The sequence below is a fragment of the Achromobacter sp. F4_2707 genome, from assembly GCF_047501535.1.
GTDB lineage: Bacteria > Pseudomonadota > Gammaproteobacteria > Burkholderiales > Burkholderiaceae_B > Yanghanlia.
Window position 1 is genome coordinate 89,342 of record NZ_JAZDRJ010000013.1, and the last position, 22,984, is coordinate 112,325.

Here is a 22,984-nt window from a genome sequence, read left to right on the forward strand (position 1 = left end):
AAAAGTCAGTCAGAGGCGGCATCCGCCTCGGGCTGGTTCTGGTTCTGCGGGGCCTCAGGCGTCCAGCCCCCGCCCAGTGCAGCCATAAGGCGGGCACTCGCATTCAGGCGCTCTTGCAGCAGGTTCAAGGCGCTTCTTTCCGTGCTGAGCGCCGTGGTTTCAGTTTGCACAACACTTAAGTAATCAATCAGGCCCGCTTCATACTGATTCTGGGTGAGCCGCAGAGATTCGCGGGCGGACTCCAGCGCCCTGCCCTGCGTCACCTGCTCCATGCCCATGACGCGTAGCTGCACCAGCAAGTCCTCGACTTCCTGCAAGGCGGCCAGCACCGTCTGCCGCCAGCTCAAGGCCTGAATATCAAAGTCGGCCCGCGCCTGCTCTACTGCCGCGCTACGCGCGCCCCCATCGAACAAGGTAAGCGCCAGCGCCGGGCCTAGCGCCCAATAGCGTGCCGGTGCGGTCAGCCATTCCGCCCATTGGCCTGAACGAAAGCCCCCTTGCGCACCCAGCGTAAGCGCCGGAAACCAGGCCGCCTGGGCAACACCGATTTTGGCATTGGCTTCGGCCATGCGGCGCTCAGCGGCAGCCACATCGGGGCGGCGCTGCAATAGCTCAGCCGGAATCCCAACGGGGATAGTGGGAAGCTGCGGAATATCGCCGCCGGCCGCCAGTTCAAAAGCAGCAGGTGGCTGCCCCAGCAGTACAGCAACGGCATGCTCCAACTGGGCACGCTGACGTTGCAACGCCAAGAGTTGGGTGCGGGCATTTTCAAGTTGGGTGCGGGCCGCTGCCACATCGACAGGCGTGGCCACGCCAGCGTTATAGCGATTCTCCGTAAGCTGCAGCGAACGCTCGTAGGCCTGCACGGTTTGCTCCATTAAACGGATTTCCGCATCGGCGACACGAATTGAAAAATAGGTTTGAGCCAGCGTGGACTGCATGCTTAGCCGTACATCGCCTATATCCGCCACACTGGCATCCAAGCCTGCCTGGCTGGATTCCACCGAACGCCGCACCCGGCCCCAGAGATCCAGTTCCCAGCTCACCGAACCTGACAGGGCGTAGTTATTGTTCACACCATTACCGGCGGAACCGCTACCTGTACGTTCCGCCGACGCGTTACTGCCCACTGTGGGAAAGAAGCTCGAACGCGCCGATTGCAATGCGGCTTGAGCCTGCCGATACCGCGCTTCAGCCAGTTGGATGTCCAGGTTCTGGGATTGCAGCGACTGCATCAAACTATTCAGCGCATCATCGCCGTAAAGCACCCACCAGTCGGGGCGCAGCACATCCGCCCCCGGTTCCACCTGCACCCAGCCGGAATTAGCCGCGGGGTCCAAGGGCTGGTTGGCCTGCCCATAAGAGGCTCCAACGTCAACGGCCGGCTGTTGATAGTCCGGTCCGACCGCGCAACCGGCCAGTGCCAGCATGCTCACCACACCCACCAGGGTGGCGCGGGCACGAGTAAACGGCCAGTGCCGTACCGCCCTGCGCACGGCCTGAAGCGTGCGTTTTCCGGCCTCAGAAAGCAGCGGCTTGCAGCCGGCTTGCGCCAAGGTGGGGGAAGGCCCCTGAATGGTGGATATTCTGGTCATGTTGTCGAGTCAATCACAGCAGTGGGGGCTGCCTTGCCACGGCGGCGCGCAAAACGCCAGCGCAGGCGGTCAAGGTAAAGGTAGACGACCGGCGTCGTATACAGAGTAAGAATCTGGCTGAGCAACAGGCCGCCGATAATGGTAATGCCCAACGGGCGGCGCATTTCCACACCCGCCCCGGTCGCCAGCACCAGGGGCAAGGCGCCCAGCATGGCTGCTAAGGTTGTCATCATGATGGGCCGGAAACGCACCAGGCAGGCCTGATAGATCGCTTCGCGCGAACTCAGGCCATCGCGCCGCTCCACCAGTAAGGCAAAATCCACCATCATGATGGCGTTTTTCTTAACAATGCCAATCAGTAGAAACACGCCAATCAAGGCAATCAGGGTGAACTGTTCACCCAACATCATGAGCGCCAACAAGGCCCCGATACCCGCTGACGGCAAGGTAGAAAGAATGGTGATGGGGTGCATATAGCTTTCGTATAGCATGCCCAACACCAGATACATGGTGACCAAGGCCGCCAGAATCAGCCAAGGCTGCTGTTGCACGCCATGCTGCAGGGCACCTGCCGTGCCCAAAAAGCCTGCCTGAATTTCCTGGGTCGGCAGGTCGATCCGTGCGACGGCATCCTCGATCGCGGCCATGGCTTCATCCAGCGCCACCCCTTCTGCCAAACTAAAGGAAATCGAATCCGCTGCCATCAGCCCTTGGTGATTCACGCTCAAAGGCGCGCTGCCACGTTCCAGCCGGGTAAAGGCCGATAGCGGCACCCGCCTGCCTTCACCATCAATCACCTGTACCAGCCGCAAGGATTCGGCGTCTTGAGCGTAGCGTTCATCAATGCCCATCACCACATGGTATTGGTTGAGGCGACCATACATAACCGACACCTGCCGCTGGCTGAAAGAATTATTCAGCGTGGCAGCCACCATGTCCATGTCCACACCCAGACGCTTAGCCTGTTCCCGATCAATAATCAGCTCGACCTGACGGCCTTTGTCTTCAACGTCGGTATCGACATCCACCAACTGCGGCAGGGCCGACAACGCCTGTTGCACACGCGGCATCCACGTCTTGAGTAAATCAAGGTCGCCGGTCATCAAGGTGTAGTCGTAGCTGCCGGAGCTTTGCTGGCGGCCCCCAACGAAAATATCCTGTTGCGGCACCAGCGTCAGGCGCGCGCCGGGGGTGCGCTGGAATTCTGGCCGCAAACGGTTGACGACTTCCTGGGCGCTTTCGGTGCGCTCATCCAGAGGCTTCAACTCAATCATCAGAAAGCTGGAATTGCTGCCGCCACGGCCCCCTGCGTGGACCGTCACACTCTGGATGGCATCATCTTCCAGCAGCTTCTGCCGGAAAGCTTCCAGCTTGGGCATCATGGCTTGGAAGGATGTGCCCTGATCGACCCGGAAGAAACCCATTAACTGCCCGGTATCCTGTTGCGGGAAAAAGCCCTTGGGCACAATGGTGTACAGGTAGACATTCAGGCCAATGGTGGCAAACAAGGTGAACAGCATGAAGCGGCTGTGCTTGAGCGCCCAATTCAATGAATGCTTGTAGCCGGCCCAGAACCAGGCGCCCATGGCACGAAAAGCACGGTTCAAAACGCTGCGGCGCGGCGCAGCCGAAGGCGTCGTTTCACCTGCCTGTTTGCGCGGCCCCACCTTCAGTAAATGGGCGCACATCATGGGCGTGACAGTCAGGGAAATCAGCAGCGACACCATGATGGCCACCGACAGCGTGACCGCGAATTCCCTGAATAGTCGCCCCGGCAGCCCCCCCATAAACAGCATGGGAATAAAGACCGCCACCAGGGAAAGACTCATGGCGACCACGGTGAAGCCGACCTCACGCGCGCCAAGCAGGGCGGCGCGCACAGGCGGCACCCCTTTTTCGCGATAGCGGATAATGTTTTCCAGCACAACAATGGCATCATCCACCACAAAACCCGTAGCCACAATCAACGCCATTAAGGAAATCGTGTTCAAGGTGTAGCCGAACCACAGCATGAAGCTGAAGGTGGTGATCAGCGAGGCGGGCACGGCAATGGCAGGAATCATGGCCGCCCTGACATTGCGCAAAAACATCAGAACCACACCAATCACCAACACGACGGCAACGATCAGCGTGAGCTCTGCCTCCTTCATGGAGGCGCGAATGCTGGGGGTACGGTCTTGCGCCACGGATAACGTGACATTGGCGGGCAACATGGCTTCAAACTGTGGCACCCGGCTGCGGATCTCATCCACAGTCTTCAGAATATTGGCATCCGCCTGGCGGCGCACAATCAGCAGCACGGCACGACTGTCGTTATAAAAGCCTATGTTGTTGCGGTCTTCAACCGAGTCTTCCACCACGGCCACATCTTGCAGGCGAATGGGCGCACCGTTACGCCAGGCCACGATCAAGGGCGCAAACTGCGACGCACGGTTGATTTGGCCCCCCGTACTCACCAGCCAGTGATGGCGATCGTTTTCAACAATGCCGTTGGGCCGCAAGGTGTTGGCATCGTTCAAGGCGCGGCGAACGTCGTCCAGTGCCACGCCCGCGGCATACAAAGCTTGTGGGTTCAGTGTCACCCGCACCGCCGGTAACGAGCTGCCGCCCACTTCCACTTCGCCCACGCCCGGCACTTGGGCCAGCTTCTGCGCAACCAGGGTGGAAGCCAGGTCGTAAAGCTCGCCTTGAGTCGCCACCGGCGAGGTCAGCGCCAGCACCATAATCGGCGAAGACGATGGGTTGACCTTGTGATACGACGGGTTGCTTCTCAGGCCGGAAGGCAGCATGGCGCTCGCCGCATTGATGGCCGCCTGCACGTCGCGCGCGGCACCGTCGATATCGCGGCCCATGTCGAACATCAGCATGATGCGGGTCGAGCCCTCGGAACTGCGCGAACTCATTTCCGCCAACCCGGCAATCGACCCTAACGCCTGCTCCAGCGGCGTGGCCACAGTGGAGGCCATGGTTTCAGGGCTGGCCCCCGGCATGCTGGCCGACACGGTAATCATGGGGAAATCCATCTGCGGCAGCGGTGCGACAGGCAAAAGAAAGTAAGCCAGCCCACCAGCCAACATCATGGCTAGACAGGCGAGCGTGGTCGCCACCGGCCGCATGATGAATGTCCCGAACCACCTCATGCCGATGGCTCCCCGATCACAGTTTCGCCAGCATCGCCTTTTCTAAAGCGGCGTGCGTAGCGGTCAAAGAACAGGTAGATGACCGGCGTGGTGAACAAGGTGAGCACTTGGCTACAGATCAACCCGCCCACCATTACCAACCCTAGCGGCTGTCGCAACTCAGCGCCCGAGCCGGTTGCCAGCATCAAGGGCACAGCACTGAACAATGCCGCCAGCGTGGTCATGAGAATCGGCCGAAAGCGCAGCAAGGCGGCTTCGTGAATGGCGGCTTGTGGGTCCATACCGCGCGTGCGTTCGGCATCCAGGGCGAAGTCAATCATCATGATGGCGTTCTTCTTGACGATGCCGATCAGCAAAATAATGCCGATCACCCCTATCATGTCCAGGTCTGTGCCGGTCATTAGCAATGCCAGCAGCGCTCCCACGGCCGCAGAAGGCAGCGTGGAAAGAATCGTTACCGGGTGGATGTAACTCTCATAGAGAATACCCAGAACGATATACATTGTGACTACAGCCGCCAGAATCAGCCACAAGGTGCTTGAAAGCGAAGATTGGAAGGCGCGTGCCGCCCCCTGGAAGGTCAGATCTGACGACAGCGGCATTCCCATTTGCGCTTGCACCGCGCGTATGGCGTCCACGGCATCCGATAGCGCCACACCTGCGGCGGTATTGAAGGAGATCGTGGAGGCAGGAAACTGCCCGAGTCGCTCAATGGAAAGCAAGGTGCTGTCGTGCTCGATACGCGCCACCGCACTTAAGGGCACTGGGGTGCCCAAACTGCTGCGCAGATAGATATGTTCCAGCGCGGATGGGTCTTGCCGGTATTGCGGCGCCACTTCCAGCACCACCCGGTATTGGGCCGCCTGCGTAAATATCGTGGAAATCAAACGCTGGCCGAACGCATCGTAAAGCGCATCGTCCACCATGGCGTTGGTAATGCCCAGCCGCGCCGCCGCATCACGGTCGATCCGCACGATGGCTTCACGCCCCATGGGCTGTAGATCACTGGCCACGCTTTCCAGTTCTGGTAATTGCGCCAGCGCATCCACTAAGCGCGGCACCCATTCCAGCAATACGTCGTGATCCGGGTCGGACAGCGTCATCTGGTACTGATTGCGGCTGACCCGGTCGTCCACCGTTAAATCTTGCACTGGCTGCATGAAAACCTGGATATCAGGCAGATCCGCCAGCTGCGCGCTTAAGCGTCTGATGATTTCCTGCGCACTGGCGCTGCGGTCACCCAGCGGCTTCAACGCGATCTGCATGTGGCCGGTATTCAGCGTGGCATTGGTACCGTCGATACCCGTGAAGGACGTTACCGAGTCGACATCAGGGTCTTGCAAAATACGCTCAGCCGCCATGCCCTGGCGGGCCGCCATGGAAGCGAAAGAGACATCCTGAGGGCCCTGGCTAATCGCCTGAATCAGGCCGGTATCCTGCTGCGGGAAAAACCCTTTTGGCACGACAATGTATAGCAACGCGGTGACCCCAAGCGTGGCGACGGCCACCAACAGCGTCAGCCCCTGGCGGCCCAGCACCCAGCGCAAGCCGCGGTCGTAAGCGGCGATCAGCCTATCCATTCCCTGCCCGGCCGCCTGCTGAAAGCGGCCCAGCTTCATTTCCGATTCCGGCTTCAGCATGCGGGCGCACATCATGGGCGTGAGCGTCAGCGAAATCAGCAAGGAAAGCAGTATGGCGACCGCCAACGTCACAGCAAATTCCCGGAACAGGCGGCCAATGACATCCGTCATGAATAGCAGCGGGATCAACACGGCAATCAGCGACAAAGTCAGCGATACCAGCGTGAACCCAATCTGCTTGGCGCCTTTGAGCGCCGCCTGCATGGGCGGCTCGCCCTCTTCAATATGCCGGGCAATGTTTTCTATCATGACGATGGCGTCATCCACCACAAAACCGGTGGCAATGGTCAAGGCCATCAAGGTCAGCGTATTCAAGCTGAAGCCGCTCAAATACATAATGCCGAACGTCCCCACCAGCGACAGCGGCACCACCACGCTGGGGATGAAGGTGGCTGACCAACTGCGCAGAAACACGAAGGTGACAAGCACCACCAGGCCAATCGCCAGCATCATTTCCACCTGCACGTGGCGGATGGCTTCGCGTATGGTCTGGGTACGATCGGCGGCGATGGCCATATCCACCCCGACCGGCAATGCACTCTGCAAGCTGGGCAGCATGGCCTTGACGCTGTCGACCACCTGCACCACATTCGCGCCCGGCTGGCGCTGGATATTCAACAAAATCGCCGGGGTGCGGCCCACCCATGCGGCCTGCCGCACGTTCTCAGCGTCATAAACCGCGACGGCCACATCGCGCAGGCGCAGCACAGAACCATCTTCATGATGCAGGATGAGGTTTTCGTAATCTTCCACTGAGCGCAACTGGTCGTTGGCGTCGATGGTGGTGGAGCGTTCCGGCCCATCCAGATTCCCTTTGGGCTGATTGACATTGGCGGTGTTAATCGCCGAACGTATATCGGCCAGCGTCAGGCCGCGCGCCGCCAGCGCGGCGGCATCTGCCTGGATACGCACTGCCGGGCGTTGCCCGCCCGCAATGCTCACCATGCCCACCCCGGTAATCTGCGAGAGCTTTTGTGCCACCCGCACGTCGATAAGGTCGCGCACCTGATGCAATGGCAAAGTGGGCGATGTCACCGCCAGAGTAATAACCGGGGTATCAGCCGGGTTCACCTTGTTATAAACAGGCGGCGCGGGCAAGTCATTGGGCAGCAAGCTGGATGCAGCATTGATGGATGCCTGTACTTCCTGCTCTGCCACATCCAGAGACAGATCCAGATCGAATTGCAAAGTAATGATGGAAGAGCCGCCAGAACTCGACGACGTCATTTGGGTCAAGCCCGCCATCTGACCGAATTGCCGTTCCAGTGGCGATGTCACCAGCGCTGTCATGACATCCGGGCTGGCCCCCGGGTACAAGGTCGTAACCTGTATGGTGGGGTAGTCTACCTGCGGCAGAGCGGAAACCGGCAACAACCGATAAGCCAGCAGCCCCGACAGCAGCAAAGCCACCATAGCCAATGTTGTGGCTACAGGCCGCAGGATGAAGGTACGCGATAAATTCACGACTACCCTCAGTGCCCAGCGGGCGCAGCGCCCGCACTGCCCTGGGCGCCACCTGACATCGTTGCCGGCCGGCCTGGAGCGCCACGTGGCGTGACGGCGACTTCCTCACCGTCCACCGTCACCACATCGACCTGATTGCCCTCGCGCAGGCGGTCTGTACCTTCAACTACCACACGGTCGCCCGCTTTCAGCCCATCGAGCACCGCCACCCAGGAGCCGTCCACCCGCCCCGCCGTGACCCGCTGGATGCGAACCGTATTGTTTTCATCCACCACGTAGACGAAGCTGCCGATCGAACCGACTTGTACTGCGGCGGCAGGCACTGCCAGGTTTTGCTGGCTTGAAACCAACAAGCGCACGTTAACGAACTGGTTGGGGAACAGGCGCTCTTCTTCGTTATCAAAACGCGCTTTAAGGCGCAAAGTACCGGTAGACACATCAATAAGGTTATCCACCGACATCAACTCACCGCGCGCGAGTTCTTGGGTGTCGTTCTGGTCATACAACACAGCTTGCAGTGTTTGGCCTTGGCGCAACTGTTCAAGCACCTCTGCAGCCTCGGCCTGGGGCAAGGTGAATTCAACGGAAATCGGCTGAGTTTGAGTAATAGTGACAATGCCTTCGGTATCGGAGGCCGTGATGATATTTCCCTGGTCCACCTTACGCAGGCCCAGCCGCCCTGAGATCGGCGCGGTAATGCGGGTGTAGCTCAGCTGCAAACCCGCGCTGTCTACCGCAGCCTGGTCGCTCACACGCGCCCCTTCAAGTTGTTTAACCAAGGCTTCCTGCTGATCCAATTGCTGGCGGGCAATCGAGTTTTGGCGAAACAGCAGGCGGTAGCGTTCGAGATCAGCGCGGGCGCTTTGCAGCTGCGCTGCATTCTGCTGTTGCTGGCCGCGTGCTTGGTCCAGCGCAACCTGATATTCACGCGGGTCAATCTGTGCCAGCAGGTCGCCCGCCTGCACCGACTGCCCTTCCTCGAAGTGCAATTGCAAAAGCTCGCCACCCACCCGACTGCGCACCACGACTGTATTGAATGCCGTTACCGTGCCGATGGCCCGCAATGTGTGCTGCAAAGTGCGCTCCTGTGCCGTGGCCAGCCGCACGGGCACAGCCATGCTGCGAAAGCCTGCAGCACCGAACCCGCCACTCATGGCAGCAGGCCCTGTCGCGCCAGGGGGAGTCGCATCGCGAGCAGTGAGATACCAATAAGCCGCCCCAGCGCTTATTGCCAGCACGATCAGCCAACTCCACAGGCGCCCACGGCGCTTGCCCGCGGACGTGGGTTCTTGAAACGACATGAACTTACCTCGGCATACGAAGACAAGCCGACATTGTCGCGCAAGATCAGGCTGCTACGCACGACCAAGGGCGGCGTAGAAACGAGATGCAACAGGATTTTGGGTTATTTACTGCCTAGATATGGCAGCATGCAAGCTGAAACGGGGTATCAACCCCCACGGGCTGCGGCTTGAGATCGGCGCCTTGCGCCGCAAAGCGCACCCAGATCAGGTATTTATTGGCGCTCATTTCAGGGAATACGCGGCGGGAGTCGTCAATCCAGACTCGCAACAATTGATAGGTTTTGCCACTCAACATTTCCTGGTAGGCGCCGTCGCGCGCCATCATGTCGCGCACATCGCCAGAATCGCGCAACATGCGCAGAATGAGGGCCAACCCCCTGTACAGCGACATAAAGGGTTCTATCCAGGTACGCAGATCGTTGCGCCGTTCCTCAAAGCTTTTGAGCTGCCAGGAAAAAAACGAAGGCATATCCACAGGCGAAGAGCCGCCGGGCACGGCCAAGCGCCCCCGCAAACTGGTTAGCCATTCGTTATCGCGCAGGCTCTGCCCCACCTTGCCTTGATTGGCGAGTTCGCCATTGACCAACTGGATCTCTTCCAGCATCGCGTTCAGCCTGTTTTCATCGACACCTGGGTGCTGACGCAAAGCCGCCAACGAACCGCGCTGGCGTTCGAGATCTTGCATAATCGCGCCCCGCAGATCCGTGCGCTCGAAAATGTCGAGCAGATCGAACAAGGTGGCCATGGTGACCTGATGGTGTCTGACATCTTCGCCTTCGGCAAAGAAGAACAAGCGATCGAACAAATGCTCGACCCTGAGAAGAGAGCGAATGCGTTCGTTACATGGATATTCGTAAAGAATCACGCGACCTATAACCCTTACAGCAGCGCCTGCATGCACCAATACTCATGCAGCGCCCGGACACTGAGTTCCAGTTCTTGGAGGGAAGTTTTCCCGTCATTGAGGACGACATCATGCGCGGCGGCGATGCGCTCTTCACGTGATGCCTGTGCTGACATGATACGCTCAATAGCTTCGCGCGTCAGCCCGCTGCGCGCCTGCACCCGGGCGATCTGCGTCTCGGGGTCGCAGTCCACCACGCAGATGCGGTCCAGCTGCGTGTGCCAGCTTCCCGATTCCACCAGCAACGGCACGACAAACACGACATAACTGCCCTGAGCCACATTGGCCCGAGCACGGGTTTCCCCGCGAATCATGGGGTGAAGAATGGCTTCCAGCCGTCGCCGCACTTCAGGGCTTTGGAATGCGAGTTCCCGCATGACGGCACGATCGAGCGCACCATTTGCCGCAATGACATCCGGCCCAAAAGCCTGACGGATCGGCTCAATCGCCGCCCCCCCTGGCGCCGTGAGGTCATGAGCAATGACATCCGTATCGACGACTGCTGCTCCCCAAGCGGCCAACATGTCCGCCACCTTGCTTTTCCCGGAACCGATTCCGCCGGTCAGACCCACCTTGTACATACGGTATTCCTGGCTCAAAAAAGGAACTGTACAACAGGGCCGCCCAAGAGCCCATACGCACCGGCAAAAGCCAGGAAGGGGCCAAAGGCCAGCGGGCGGTGCCGGCCGTTGGCGCTCCGCCTCAAAACCGCAAATAAAACGCCCACTAGACAGGCCGCCAACAGCCCTTGCGGCAACCACGCCCACCCTAACCACGCTCCCAACGCAGCCAACAACTTCATGTCGCCCCCGCCCATGCCGGGATACCCCCGCCATGCCTGGAACAAAATATTCGTGCCACGCAGGAATGCGTAACCTGCCGCCGCCGCAGCCACCGCGTCGTGCAGGGCCACCCCAAACCCTGCCCAAGACAACAACAGACCCGCCCACAGCAAAGGCAGGGTCAGCGCATCAGGCAACAGCCCGCACCGTATATCGATTACGGCCAGCACCAGCAAAACGGCACAGGCGACAAAGCGGGCGGCGGTCAGGAGCGAGGGCTGCCAGATGAAAGGGAGACACGCCAGCGCAAGCAGGCATGCGCACACCAGGCCCAAAGGCCAAGGTACGGCCCACCCACCGCGCCCTTGGGTCACAACCCGCAGGGCCGCGCACAGCGTGGCGCCGTCAATGGCGAAACCCTCGGCAATATGTCGGGCATAGGCCAAAGACAGTGCGGCGCACCACACCCCTAACACAGCGGCGCCGGGCAGGGCCAGCCAAACCCAACTTCCCAGACTTTCCATCACGATGCCCCCAACCGCGATGGAAATGCGTAGAATAAATCCCCGAAAGCCTTTTCCAGTGCTTTCGTAACGCGCTTTCGATGGATATTCCTCATGTCTTCACACTCCACCTCTTCTGCTATCGCCGCCTGCAAGACACTTGGTTCGCTGGCTGTTCTGCTCACCCTGGCCGCCTGCGCCACCCCGGACGAAAGCGCAGCGCGATACGACACCACTCGCGAAAACACGCAACTTGATGCCCAGAACCAGGGCATGGGCCCCGGGCCGCGCGCCGCATCACAAATTCAGTTGGGGTTTGGTGGTACCGGCCCCGTCAGCGCAGCCCCGCAGGCGGCTGTCGTGACAGAAGGTGAACAGCCTTTGGCGGCCGCACAGCCGCGTCCCTTGGCGGAAGCCCGCAGTTTTCTGGGAACCGTGCCTTGCCCTGCCGGCCTGAGCTGCGAAGCGGCGCGATTCGCTGTGACGCTCGCGCCCAGCGGTGAATGGCGCTCCCGCACAGTGTTGCTGACAAATAACCAGCCAGGGCAGACATTGGTGGATCAGGGCTGTTGGAACGTCATCGGTTCCGAACCGCTGCGCATCGTGCTTGCGCAGCCCGATCAGGGCGGCACAATGGCCGACCTGACGTTTTTGAATGGAAACACACTGCGTGTGAACATGCTGCATGGCTCGCAGCCTGTGCTGGAGCACCGCCTGTCCCGTCAGGCCGACATCGACCCCATCGACGAGCTGCAAGGGAAACCCGCCATCAGTTGTTCTTGATGGGCCGGCAACCCACTCATGAGCGGCTCGGTGCAATGTAGCGCTCTGGCCGCCAGCAAGTAGTGGGTGAGCTCCACCGCATTGCGCACCTGCAGCTTCTGAAACACCCGGGCGCGATGGGCTTCTATGGTGCGCTGCGATACGCCCAATTCCGCCGCTATGATTTTATTTGGCTTGCCGGCTGCTACATACGCCATGACATCACGCTCGCGCGGCGTCAGTGCTGAAAAACGAGCATCGCTATCGAACCCGCTTTTATCTCTTTTTTCAGCCCATGCGGTCGGCCTATTCGTGAGCCCGAAAGTTTGCCTCTTCATGAGCGCAGCTGTTTGCCTCTTCATGACCCCTCCTATGTGGTTTAAGGAAGCGTTTCACCAACACCCACTTGCTTGATATTGCAGTGGTTCTGGTGGACTCGGGCGCTCATTCTGCCATGTGCAATCTTGGCGGGCCGCTGTCACTTATGGGGTGGATAAAAACATCACACTTTTCTGCCTTGTTTGACCCTGCTCCAATGCACAAACCCCGGCTTTCAGGGCCGGGGCTTGTGAGGAAAATGTTGGCAAGAGGGGCTCAGCGCTCGATTTCCAGATTGTCGATCAGGCGAGTCGCGCCGAGTTTGGCCGCTGCCAGTACAACCAGAGGCTCGCCAGCCTGCACTTCCTCACGACTGGGCGCCAATAGATCGCGCTGGCGTCGCACGCTGAAGTAATCCATTTCCCAACCGCGCCGTTCCAGCTCTTGAGCTGCTAAGCCTTCCAGTTCGGCGACATCGGAGTGGCCATCGCGCACACGCTGTGCCACCGCCTGCAACTGCCGATACAACTGAGGCGCTTCAGCGCGCTCTTGCGGCGTCAGGTAAACGTTGCGTGACGACAAGGCCAGGCCGTCGGCATCGCGTACGGTTTCATGAGCCAGCACATTGACAGGCAACTGGAACTGCCTGCACATGGCGCGCACGACCATGAGCTGTTGGTAATCCTTCTTCCCAAACACGGCCACACGGGGCTGCACACAGGAAAACAGCTTCATCACCACGGTGCTAACGCCGTTGAAAAACCCAGGTCGAAACTCGCCTTCCAGGATGTCGCCCAGCACTGGCGGCGTCTGGATGCGATAGCTTTGCGGCTCGGGATACATTTCGCGCTCATCGGGCGCGAACAGCACATAGACATTACGTTCGCGCTCAAGCTTTTCGATATCGTTGGCCAAGGTGCGCGGATAGCGGTCGAAATCCTCGTTGGGCCCGAATTGCAGTCGATTGACAAAGATGCTGGCAACGACTGGGTCGCCATGCTGGCGGGCCATTTTCATCAATGCAAGATGGCCGGAGTGCAGATTGCCCATGGTGGGCACGAAGGATACGTTCAACTGCCCGCGCAGCTGATCACGCAATTCTTCGATGGTGTGAACGACTTTCAAGGACTTCTCCGTTCGGGTATTAAGCGCGTCAGCCGCTCAGGCTGCCGCGCGCACGTATGAAAGGCGCACATAAATGGGCGCGTAGGGTTCTGCCTGAGTGATGTCCAGCAACGACTCACGGGCCAGTTCCAGCATGGCCAGAAAATGCACGACGACCACCGCCACGGCATCCCCTTGTTCGACGCGTTCCATAAAGAGTTCGGAAAACTCCATGAAGCGTACATCGGACAAGCGGCGCAGGATAAGCGTCATGTGCTCGCGCACGGACAACTGCTCGCGGGTGATCTGGTGGTGCGCGTTCAATCGGGCGCGACGCAGGATCTCCCGCCAGGCATCCCGCAAATCTTCCGGCGTGACCTCCGGCAGCAATTCTTCTACCTGCAAATTGAGCAACGCATGGCTGCGCTGGAAATCGCGCCCCAATTGCGGCAGCTTATCCAGCTTCTGCGCCGCCAGCTTCATCTGCTCGTATTCAAGCAGGCGGCGCACCAGCTCAGCCCGCGGGTCGTCCACTTCCTCGCCGGTATCGGACTTGCGTACCGGCAAGAGCATGCGCGACTTGATTTCAATCAGCAAGGCAGCCATCAACAGGTATTCGCCCGCCAGCTCAAGATTCTGACGACGGATCTGCTCTACATAGGACAAATATTGCCGCGTGACATCCGCCATGGGGATGTCGAGCACATTGAAGTTTTGCTTGCGGATCAGATAGAGCAGCAAATCCAGCGGCCCTTCAAACGCTTCCAGAAAAACCTCAAGCGCGTCGGGCGGAATGTAGAGGTCTTGCGGCAGATCGAACAAGGGTTCGCCGTATAGGCGAGCCAGCGCCACGGTATCCACCGTATCCGGCGTGCTGTCCAGGGGCGGTGATACCAGGGCGTCGAAATCGCCCCCGACAGCCTTGTGCGGGGTCATGCTGTGATCAATCAGTTGGTCTGGTAAACGTAGGGCTTCTGCGGCACGCGCGCCTGCTTAAAACCTTCCTGCAGCTCAGGGTCGAGGTTCTTATCCCACAGACGTGCACGCCCCTCGCGCTGACGCAGCTCGGTATCGGGGTGCTGTTTCTTGTACTGATTGATGAATTGAGTGACGTCTGACTCGTAATGCTTTGCCATAGTGCTGAAGTAGTCTCGGTTAGCGTAGATACCCGAGTTTACTTCACGGCAGCAACATCACCAATTTGCAATCCGGCCGTACCGCTAGGCGGAAAGTGATTTGCTGATAACTCAAGCGCCCCTCTTTGGGGTGATGGAAGTCGCGCACCCCGCCCGCACGGTCTACAACCGTGTGGCGTGTCCACCAATGGGCGAAAACGGGGCTTTCGCGCTGCAGTTCCTGAACAAGCTCGCTGACACCGGCATCGCCTGCGTGGGCCGCGACATCGGCACGAAATTCCGCTACAACGCGACTGGCGCGTTCTTCCCAATCCACCACCAGAGACCGGGCGGCAGGGTCCAGAAAGATATAACGCAGCATATTGGGTTTTTCGTCGCGCTGCGGCCAACCATCGAACAAGTACAGAAAGGGTGCGTTCCAGGACATCACGTTCCAGCAGCGGTCCATGATGTAGGCGGCAGCCGTGATGCTGTGTACGCAATCGGCCAGCACGGGTGGCAGGGAATCGTCGCCTGCGCCGCCGTGTTCGGGGTCGGTGCAGTCGGCCAATTCAAACAGGTAATGGCGTTCGGCCCGTTGTAAGCGCAACACCGAGGCCAATCGTGCCAGGACGGCAGGCGACACGGTAACCGGGCGACCCTGCTCTATCCAGGTGTACCAGGTGGTGCTGATATCACACAGTTGGGCCACTTCTTCCCGGCGCAGCCCGGGGGTACGACGCCGCGTACCGGCAGGCAGGCCCACCATGTCGGGCTGGACCCGCGCCCGGGCGCTGCGCAGGAAGTCCCCCATGGCTTTGCGCCTGGCGGTATCAGGCGCAGGCATTTTCCCTGTACCCGAACCGGAGGCCTGGCTCACCATGGTTTGGGCCTAGCGCAACACGCTTGCCAGGGTGCGCCGCACGTCGTCTTCATCCCGCCCGCTGCGCTGGATGTAATCCTGCAGTTGGTCGGCATCAATATTTCCAATATTGAAATACTGCGACATCGGGTGGCTGAGGTAGAAGCCCGACACACTGGATGCCGGATACATGGCATAGCTGTCGGTCAGTTGCATGCCCACTTCCTCGGGCCGCATCACGCGGAACATGTCCGCCTTGACGATATGCTCCGGGCAAGCCGGATAGCCCGGAGCAGGGCGGATTCCCTGATATTTTTCAGCAATCAGCGCTTCGTTGTCGAGGTCTTCGTCGACCACATAGCCCCACAAGTCGCGCCGCACCCGCGCATGCAGACATTCAGCAAAGCCTTCGGCGAACCGGTCGCCCAGCGCCTTAAGCATGATGGAGGAGTAATCGTCGCCGGCATCCAAGAAGCGCTGATCGTGTTCTTCGATGCCCAAGCCGCCCGTCACGGCAAACATGCCAATGTAATCGGCCACGCCGCTTTCTTTGGGCGCGATGTAATCCGCCGGAGATTTGTAGTCAATGCCTTCGCGCTTTTCCTGCTGCTGGCGCAAATTGCGCCAAGTGAATAGCACTTCGGAGCGGCTGTCGTCGGTGTAGATTTCGATATCTTCGTGGTTCACCGTATTGGCCGGGTAGAAAGCCACCACGCCACTGGCTGTCAGCCAGCGCCCTTCGATAATCTTCTTCAGCATGACTTGAGCATCGGCGAAGAGTTTACGCGCCTGCTCACCCACGACTTTATCGTCCAGAATGGCGGGGTATTGGCCAAACAAGCTCCATGTCTGAAAGAATGGGGTCCAGTCAATAAAGCGAGCAATTTCCGCAAGATCGTAGTTTTTGAACTCGCGTCGCCCGATAAATTTGGGGCGTGGCGGGGTGTAATTGTTCCAATCGATGGCGGGCTTGCCCTTGCGCGCCTCTTCCAAGCTAACCAACCGAGTTTTAGGGCGGTTGGCATGGCGCTCGCGCACTTTCTCGTACTCGGCGGCGAGTTCTTGTAGGTAGTCTGCGGACTGATCCGACATCAACGAAGTGGCCACCCCCACCGAACGGCTGGCATCCGGCACGTAAATGACTGGGCCTTCGTAATTTGGAGCGATCTTCACCGCTGTATGCACTTTGCTGGTTGTGGCGCCGCCGATCAGCAAGGGGATTTTGCGCTCGCGGAAGTAGTCGTCGCGCTGCATTTCGGACGCGACATAGGCCATTTCTTCAAGGCTGGGGGTGATGAGACCGGACAGCCCCACCATGTCGGCGTTCTCTTCCTTGGCTTTCGCCAGGATTTCCGATGCCGGGACCATGACCCCCATATTCGTGACTTCAAAATTATTGCATTGCAGCACGACCGTGACGATGTTTTTGCCAATATCGTGAACATCGCCCTTGACCGTGGCAATCACCACCCGGCCCTTGGAGCGAACATCGCCACCCGCCGCCTCAATCTGGCGTTTTTCTTCTTCAATAAAGGGGATGAGGTGCGCCACGGCCTGCTTCATGACGCGGGCCGACTTCACGACCTGGGGCAGGAACATCTTGCCCGCGCCAAAGAGGTCGCCCACCACATTCATGCCGTCCATGAGCGGGCCTTCGATGACCTGAATCGGGCGGCCACCCGCAGCGGCGATTTTCTGACGGACTTCTTCCGTATCTTCAACAATGAAATTGGTAATGCCGTGCACCAGCGCATGGATAATGCGCTCTTCCACCGTGGCTTCACGCCACGTGAGGTCTTCTTCCTTGCGTGCGCCGCTGCCTTTAATCGTTTCCGCCAGTTCTACCAGGCGTTCCGTCGGTGTGCGCTCGTCAGCCGGGTCGGTCTTGCCTAAAGGCTCAGGACGATCCAGCACCACGTCTTCCACCATGTCGCGCAGCGTTTTGTCGAGGTCGTCATACACCGCCAATTGCCCGGCGTTGACAATGCCCATGGTGAGGCCCTGGCGGATGGAGTAGTACAAGAAGACCGCGTGAATGGCTTCGCGCATGGCGTCGTTGCCACGGAAGGAGAAGCTGACGTTGGAAATACCGCCCGACACTCTGGCATGCGGTAGATTCTGGGTGATCCAGCCCGTGGCTTCAATGAAATCGACCGCGTAGTGGTTGTGTTCTTCAATACCGGTGGCGATGGCGAACACGTTGGGGTCGAAAATAATATCTTCGGGTGGGAAACCGACCTCATCCACCAGAATACGGTAGGCGCGCTCACAGATTTCCTTGCGGCGCTCCAGGCTGTCGGCCTGCCCTTGCTCGTCAAACGCCATGACAACTGCCGCCGCGCCATACTTGCGGCACAGTTTGGCGTGCTCGATAAAGGCTTGCTCGCCTTCCTTCATGGAAATCGAGTTCACCACGGCCTTGCCTTGCACACAGCGCAAGCCCTGTTCGATGACGTCCCACTTGGAACTGTCGATCATGATGGGCACGCGGGAAATATCCGGCTCGGAGGCAATCAGATTCAGGAAGCGGCGCATGCAGGCGGCTGAATCCAGCATCGCCTCGTCCATGTTGATGTCGATGATCTGAGCACCGTTTTCTACCTGCTGGCGGGCCACCTGCAAGGCTTCTTCGTATTTTTCTTCGCGAATCAGGCGCAGGAACATCTTGCTGCCCGTGACGTTGGTGCGTTCGCCCACGTTCACGAACAAGGAGTCCTCATCAATATTCAGCGCTTCCAGGCCCGACAAGCGCGTTTTGATGGGGATTTCCGGCACCACGCGTGGCGCGACACCTCGCATTTTTTCAGCAATGGCGCGAACGTGATCCGGGGTGGTGCCGCAGCAACCGCCTGCCACGTTGACAAGGCCGGAGCGTGCGAACTCTTCCAGTAGCGCCGAGGTTTCTTCAGGGCCTTCGTCAAACCCAGTTTCCGCCATTGGGTTGGGCAAGCCGGCGTTGGGGTAGACACAGAGCCAGGTATCGCAGATTTTTGACAGCTCTGCGATGTAGGGGCGCATTAGCGCTGCACCCAACGCACAGTTCAGGCCGATGGTAACGGGCCGGGCGTGGCGCACCGAATTCCAGAAAGCTTCGACCGTCTGGCCGGAAAGAATGCGGCCGGAAGCATCCGTAACCGTTCCCGACACCATGACGGGCAGACGAATACCGCGTTCTTCAAACACGGTTTCTACCGCGAAGATGGCGGCCTTGGCATTCAGCGTATCGAAAATCGTCTCGATCAGAACGATATCAACACCGCCATCGAGCAAGCCGTTAAGCTGCTCCGTGTAAGCGTCGCGCAATTCCTCAAAGGTGACATTACGTGCGCCCGGGTCGTTCACATCGGGAGAAATTGAGGCAGTACGCGGCTGCGGCCCCATCACACCCGCCACAAAACGCGGCCACTCGGGGGTGCTGAAAGCATCCGCAGCGGCCCGCGCCAGTTTGGCCGATTCCAGGTTGAGTTCATAGGCGATGCTGGCTAGGTCGTAATCGGACTGAGCAATTGCCGTCGCGCCAAAGGTATTGGTGCTGATAATATCGGCGCCCGCTTCCAGATACTGCTTGTGAATTTCCGTGATGATGTGCGGCAGCACCAGGGAAATCAGCTCGTTATTCCCTTTAACATCCCGACTATGCTCGGCGAACCGCTGGCCGCGGAAATCCCCTTCCGCCAGCTTGTAACGCTGAATCATCGTCCCCATCGCGCCATCCAGAATCAGGATGCGTTGACCAAGCCGGCGCACAAACTCGGCGCCATGCGTGTACGAAGAAATCGGATAAGGCAATGCGGGATAATTCACTGAAATAGACCCAGAGCCGGAACGCCGCCCATCCAGACCCCCCTGAACCGGCACGCCCGACGTTGACGTTTAAAGTAAAACGACATTGTATCGTCGCTACCCGCCCCAGTCAGACCCATTCACCCTACCCCACCAAGGGCTATATCCTTACATTTCCCTTAAACCGGGACAGACCCCATTCTCTTGTATACTTTCAGCCGTCGAAAAAGGTGCTTCCCGGCGCGGATTCAACCCCGCCTGGAGGAAGTCAAACGGGAAACAGACGTCGTCATCGCCGACAGAACTCACGCAGTGGTTCAACGAGCCTGAAGCGCAAATGCGCGCCGGCTTCGCGCGATAAGTCAAGCAATGAACGACGGGATGTGCTGCCCCCGCAACGGTGTGCATGCAACGCTGCTCCACACAGCCGCATGCCAGCCCGATACCGGCCTGGATCGCCCCTGAACCCGCCACGCTCTCGTGCCCGGACGGCCCCCGCCGTCCATCACGCTGACGGGCGCCATACTCATGCTTACTGATGTGCGGGGACGCACATCTTCAAGGGATCCTCATGCCTCTGCACCCATTGCGGCGCGCGATCGCCGTTGCCTTCTGTATTTCCCCCCTGTCTGTATTTGCCCAGAACGCAGTGCCTCAGCTGGATGACATCGTCGTCACGGCCAGCCGCGCACCCCAGGCGCTGGACGATGCGATGGGCGACATCACCGTTGTCGGCCGCGAAGAGCTGCAGCGCGCGGGCGGCGACAGCGTCGCCGAGATTCTGTCGCGCCAGCCGGGTGTGCAGATCACCAATAGTGGCGGGCCGCAGACCTTGACCGGCATCATGCTGCGTGGCGCCAACACAGACCATACCCTGGTGATGGTTGATGGCATGCGCATCAACAGTTCCTTCAATGATAGCGTCCACTGGAACGCCATTGACCCCGCCGCCATTGAACGCATTGAAATCCTGCGCGGCGCAGCCAGCAGCCTGTACGGTTCCGATGCCATTGGCGGCGTCATCAACATCATTACCCGCAAAGGCGAGCAGGACCGTCCGTTTTCAGCCTGGGGAAATATGGGTTTCGGCTCCCATGAAACCTTCAAGTCCTCCACCGGGTTTTCTGGCGCAGCGGCAGGCTGGGATTACTCAATTTCAGCCAGCATGGCCGATAGCGGCGGTTACGAAGCTACCAACCCCGACAACATCAACAGCTACTACAAGGATAAGGACGGCTACAACCAGCACAGCCTGGCTGGCTCGCTGGGCTATCGTTGGGCGGAAGGCCAGCATCTGGGCCTGAGCTTCTACAACAGTTATATCAATGGCGATTACGACGCAGGCGACTGGGCCAGCCAGCCGTCTTATGCACTGACGCGCCAGCAGGCTTATTCCCTCACCAGCACCAATACCATTACCGCCAAGTGGCAAAGCGTGCTGCGCCTCGGACTGAGCAAAGAGTCTTACGATGACCGCGCCTGGGACTCCGTTTCCACCAGTCTGCAACGCAGCTATAGCTGGCAGAACAACTTCCAGCTGACAGACAACCACAAGATAGCGGCCTACGTAGAACGTCTTGAAGAACGCCCCACCAACAACGACGGAATAGAGGTCACCCAGCGTAATACGAACTCTGTCGGTGCGGTTTATAACGGCCGTTTCGGCCGTCATAGCCTGCAGGCCAGCCTGCGCAACGATAACGTCAGCGGCTATGGCAATGAAGTCACTGGCGGCCTGGGTTATGACCTGGCCATCACCGACGCCTGGACAGTGGGCATTGCCGGCAGCACCGGCTTCAAAACCCCGAACATGCGCGATTTGTATGGTCCCTGGGTCGCCAACCCCGACCTCAAGCCGGAAAAATCCCGCAACTTTGAAGCACATGCCCGTTACCAGAAAGACGGTCTGAACCTGGGCGCCACCATCTACCAGAACAAAATACGCGACCTGATTATTGGCAATCCGGCCAACGCCTGGCTGCCCGAGAACATCAACCGCGCCACGATACGCGGTGCCACACTGACCGCAGGCTATGAATGGGAAAACACCACGCTGCGTGGCACAGCTGATTTCATGCGCCCCCGCAACGACGAAACCGGTAAACGCCTCCAACGCCGCGCGCAGCAGCAATACTTGATCGCAGCGGAACAACGCTACAACGACCTGCGTGTAGGGGCTGAATACCAATTCACCGGTCACAGCTATGACGACGCAGCCAATAATGTCAGGGTAGGCGGCTACAGCCTGGTCAACCTGACCGCAGGCTACGACTTCAGCAGCAACGTGGCCGTGCAAGTCCGCTGGAACAACATACTCGACAAGGATTACAACAACCTCTACGGCTATGAAACCCCGGGCTCCAACTTCTTCATAAACCTTTCGGTGCGCATGTAGGGCCGGGTAAACGTGTCTCAAACACACAAAAACCCAACCCGGAGCACCCGGGCCGCCATCCTGGCCCGGGCGCTCCGGCGGAAAGCCGCCACGGCCGCCGCCGGGGCTCTCCACTTGCCTGCCCACATGCGCTGGCAGGCAAAAAGCGCCCAGCCGCGCCGGGCAAAACGACTGGCAATCGCCGCCCTGGCGCTCGCGGCGATTGTCGGCCCGCTTTCCGCGCGCGCCGACATCGCCGTCCAACAAACAAAAACCGGGGCCGACAAACCTCACCGCATCATCACCCTCACCCCCCATGTCACCGAAATGGTCTTTGCCGCCGGGGGCGGCGAGCACATCGTCGGCACCGTCACCGCCAGCGACTTCCCACCCGCCGCAAACGCCATCCCCCGCGTGGGCGACGGCATTACTGCGAACCAGGAACGCATCATCATGCTGCGGCCCACGGCATTGATAGGCTGGCTGCGTTCGGGGCTGGCCCTGCAGCTCGAACCCCTGGCAGAACGAATGGGCGCGCAAATGCTGTATTCGCGCCCCCTGACGCTACGCGACATTCCCGCCGACATCCGCCGCATCGGCCAACTGCTGGACAGCGCAACCACCGCGAATGAAGCGGCAACCCACCTGGAAGCCCGCATCAACGCCCTGGAAAACCAGTACGCACAGCGCGCGCCAGTCAACGTATTCATTGAAGTCGGCAGCAAGCCGCTCTACACCATCGGCGACGACCCGCTGCTGAACGACGCCCTGCGCATCTGCGGCGCCACCAACCTCTACGCCTCCACCGGCATCCCCGCACCCCGCGTCTCCGTGGAAAGCGTGCTGGTACAGAACCCGCAACTCATCATCGCCACCGGCCACCCCGGCAGCGCCCCCGACGAAATCCGCCACCGCTGGGCCTCCTACGGCCTGCCCGCCGCCCTCAACGGCCATATTCACATCGCCAACCCCGACGCCCTATACCGCCCCGGCCCCCGCCTGATAGACGCAGCAGAAGCCCTCTGCCCAGCCGTAGACGCAGTTAGAACCACCCACTCACCAAAACACCACCCACCTCCCAAGCCCTAGACCCGGTTAGAACCACCCCAACAAAAGGCCAGTAAGGAGGCGGGCAGACAAGCCCATTCTGGAGAGCCGCCGCCCGCAACCCCAACGGGGACTCAAGGGCGCAACTGTTTGAGCGCGGCGTTTTCGGACAGCCGGGGGCTGTCCGATCGCGCGAGTTTTGCGCCCGCCCCGGTGGGGGTGTGGGCAAGGGCAGTCCGGCCCCCGGCCGGACCTCGAAAGCCAGGCTTGACTGCCCGCCTCCTTAC

Annotated in this window: 16 protein-coding genes; 3 read left to right on the forward strand and 13 right to left on the reverse strand. The window is 59.7% G+C overall.

Features of this window, described 5'->3' with window-relative positions:
• Positions 1-5: 5 nt before the first annotated feature.
• From VRY85_RS13200 to VRY85_RS13230, 7 genes are all read right to left on the reverse strand, one after another.
• Entirely contained in the window at positions 6-1,430 is a 1,425-nt protein-coding gene (locus VRY85_RS13200) for an efflux transporter outer membrane subunit (RefSeq protein WP_414599083.1), read from the reverse strand.
• 161 nt (positions 1,431-1,591) lie between these two features.
• Positions 1,592-4,735, reverse strand: a complete 3,144-nt coding sequence (locus tag VRY85_RS13205) for an efflux RND transporter permease subunit (protein WP_414599065.1) — start codon at positions 4,733-4,735, stop codon at positions 1,592-1,594.
• Positions 4,732-7,839, reverse strand: coding sequence for a multidrug efflux RND transporter permease subunit (locus VRY85_RS13210; RefSeq protein WP_414599066.1), 3,108 nt, complete (start codon positions 7,837-7,839; stop codon positions 4,732-4,734). Before VRY85_RS13210 ends, VRY85_RS13205 begins: the two co-directional genes overlap by 4 nt.
• An 8-nt stretch (positions 7,840-7,847) precedes the next feature.
• The gene (locus VRY85_RS13215) at positions 7,848-9,140 is read right to left on the reverse strand and encodes an MdtA/MuxA family multidrug efflux RND transporter periplasmic adaptor subunit (RefSeq protein WP_414599067.1); all 1,293 of its coding nucleotides are present in this window, start codon (positions 9,138-9,140) and stop codon (positions 7,848-7,850) included.
• Positions 9,141-9,255: 115 nt separating this feature from the next.
• A complete protein-coding gene (gene zapD / locus VRY85_RS13220) occupies positions 9,256-10,044 on the reverse strand; it encodes a cell division protein ZapD (RefSeq protein ID WP_414599068.1) in 789 nt (262 codons plus the stop codon).
• Positions 10,023-10,628 carry a dephospho-CoA kinase gene (gene coaE / locus VRY85_RS13225; RefSeq protein ID WP_414599069.1) on the reverse strand — a complete coding sequence of 202 codons (606 nt, stop codon included), beginning with the start codon at positions 10,626-10,628 and terminating at the stop codon, positions 10,023-10,025. Before coaE ends, zapD begins: the two co-directional genes overlap by 22 nt.
• 14 nt (positions 10,629-10,642) lie before the next feature.
• Positions 10,643-11,353, reverse strand: a complete 711-nt coding sequence (locus tag VRY85_RS13230; RefSeq protein WP_414599070.1) for a prepilin peptidase — start codon at positions 11,351-11,353, stop codon at positions 10,643-10,645.
• 93 nt (positions 11,354-11,446) lie between these two features.
• On the opposite strand from VRY85_RS13230, the gene VRY85_RS13235 reads away from it, so the two are divergent.
• The gene (locus tag VRY85_RS13235; RefSeq protein WP_414599071.1) at positions 11,447-12,115 is read left to right on the forward strand and encodes a hypothetical protein; all 669 of its coding nucleotides are present in this window, start codon (positions 11,447-11,449) and stop codon (positions 12,113-12,115) included.
• Here the strand turns inward: VRY85_RS13235 and VRY85_RS13240 are convergent.
• The 6 genes from VRY85_RS13240 to metH all read right to left on the reverse strand — a co-directional run bounded on the left by VRY85_RS13240 (position 12,055) and on the right by metH (position 19,297).
• Positions 12,055-12,456 carry a response regulator transcription factor gene (locus VRY85_RS13240; protein WP_414599072.1) on the reverse strand — a complete coding sequence of 134 codons (402 nt, stop codon included), beginning with the start codon at positions 12,454-12,456 and terminating at the stop codon, positions 12,055-12,057. The two genes, VRY85_RS13235 and VRY85_RS13240, sit on opposite strands and share 61 nt — an antisense overlap.
• 232 nt (positions 12,457-12,688) lie before the next feature.
• On the reverse strand, positions 12,689-13,537 hold the full coding sequence (gene panC, locus VRY85_RS13245; protein ID WP_414599073.1) for a pantoate--beta-alanine ligase: 849 nt from the start codon (positions 13,535-13,537) through the stop codon (positions 12,689-12,691).
• Between the two features lie 36 nt (positions 13,538-13,573).
• On the reverse strand, positions 13,574-14,452 hold the full coding sequence (locus tag VRY85_RS13250; protein ID WP_414599074.1) for a segregation and condensation protein A: 879 nt from the start codon (positions 14,450-14,452) through the stop codon (positions 13,574-13,576).
• 11 nt (positions 14,453-14,463) lie between these two features.
• Positions 14,464-14,652 carry a DUF3460 family protein gene (locus tag VRY85_RS13255; RefSeq protein WP_414599075.1) on the reverse strand — a complete coding sequence of 63 codons (189 nt, stop codon included), beginning with the start codon at positions 14,650-14,652 and terminating at the stop codon, positions 14,464-14,466.
• Positions 14,653-14,695: 43 nt separating this feature from the next.
• A complete protein-coding gene (locus VRY85_RS13260) occupies positions 14,696-15,514 on the reverse strand; it encodes a helix-turn-helix transcriptional regulator (RefSeq protein WP_414599076.1) in 819 nt (272 codons plus the stop codon).
• Positions 15,515-15,523: 9 nt separating this feature from the next.
• The gene (gene metH, locus VRY85_RS13265; RefSeq protein ID WP_414599077.1) at positions 15,524-19,297 is read right to left on the reverse strand and encodes a methionine synthase; all 3,774 of its coding nucleotides are present in this window, start codon (positions 19,295-19,297) and stop codon (positions 15,524-15,526) included.
• A 550-nt stretch (positions 19,298-19,847) separates the two neighbouring features.
• On the opposite strand from metH, the gene VRY85_RS13270 reads away from it, so the two are divergent.
• A complete protein-coding gene (locus tag VRY85_RS13270; RefSeq protein ID WP_414599078.1) occupies positions 19,848-21,671 on the forward strand; it encodes a TonB-dependent receptor domain-containing protein in 1,824 nt (607 codons plus the stop codon).
• Positions 21,672-21,797: 126 nt separating this feature from the next.
• Positions 21,798-22,739, forward strand: coding sequence for a cobalamin-binding protein (locus VRY85_RS13275; RefSeq protein WP_414599079.1), 942 nt, complete (start codon positions 21,798-21,800; stop codon positions 22,737-22,739).
• Positions 22,740-22,984: the final 245 nt, after the last annotated feature.

Excerpts from the sequence above, each read along its gene's own strand:
- VRY85_RS13200 (WP_414599083.1), bottom strand. The coding sequence starts at position 1,430 with ATGCTGGCACTGGCCGGTTGCGCGGTCGGACCGGACTATCAACAGCCG.
- VRY85_RS13205 (WP_414599065.1), bottom strand. The coding sequence starts at position 4,735 with ATGAGGTGGTTCGGGACATTCATCATGCGGCCGGTGGCGACCACGCTC.
- VRY85_RS13215 (WP_414599067.1), bottom strand. The coding sequence starts at position 9,140 with ATGTCGTTTCAAGAACCCACGTCCGCGGGCAAGCGCCGTGGGCGCCTG.
- coaE (WP_414599069.1), bottom strand. The coding sequence starts at position 10,628 with ATGTACAAGGTGGGTCTGACCGGCGGAATCGGTTCCGGGAAAAGCAAG.
- VRY85_RS13230 (WP_414599070.1), bottom strand. The coding sequence starts at position 11,353 with ATGGAAAGTCTGGGAAGTTGGGTTTGGCTGGCCCTGCCCGGCGCCGCT.
- VRY85_RS13235 (WP_414599071.1), top strand. The coding sequence starts at position 11,447 with ATGTCTTCACACTCCACCTCTTCTGCTATCGCCGCCTGCAAGACACTT.
- VRY85_RS13240 (WP_414599072.1), bottom strand. The coding sequence starts at position 12,456 with ATGAAGAGGCAAACAGCTGCGCTCATGAAGAGGCAAACTTTCGGGCTC.
- VRY85_RS13250 (WP_414599074.1), bottom strand. The coding sequence starts at position 14,452 with ATGACCCCGCACAAGGCTGTCGGGGGCGATTTCGACGCCCTGGTATCA.
- VRY85_RS13255 (WP_414599075.1), bottom strand. The coding sequence starts at position 14,652 with ATGGCAAAGCATTACGAGTCAGACGTCACTCAATTCATCAATCAGTAC.
- VRY85_RS13260 (WP_414599076.1), bottom strand. The coding sequence starts at position 15,514 with ATGGTGAGCCAGGCCTCCGGTTCGGGTACAGGGAAAATGCCTGCGCCT.
- VRY85_RS13270 (WP_414599078.1), top strand. The coding sequence starts at position 19,848 with ATGCCTCTGCACCCATTGCGGCGCGCGATCGCCGTTGCCTTCTGTATT.
- VRY85_RS13275 (WP_414599079.1), top strand. The coding sequence starts at position 21,798 with ATGCGCTGGCAGGCAAAAAGCGCCCAGCCGCGCCGGGCAAAACGACTG.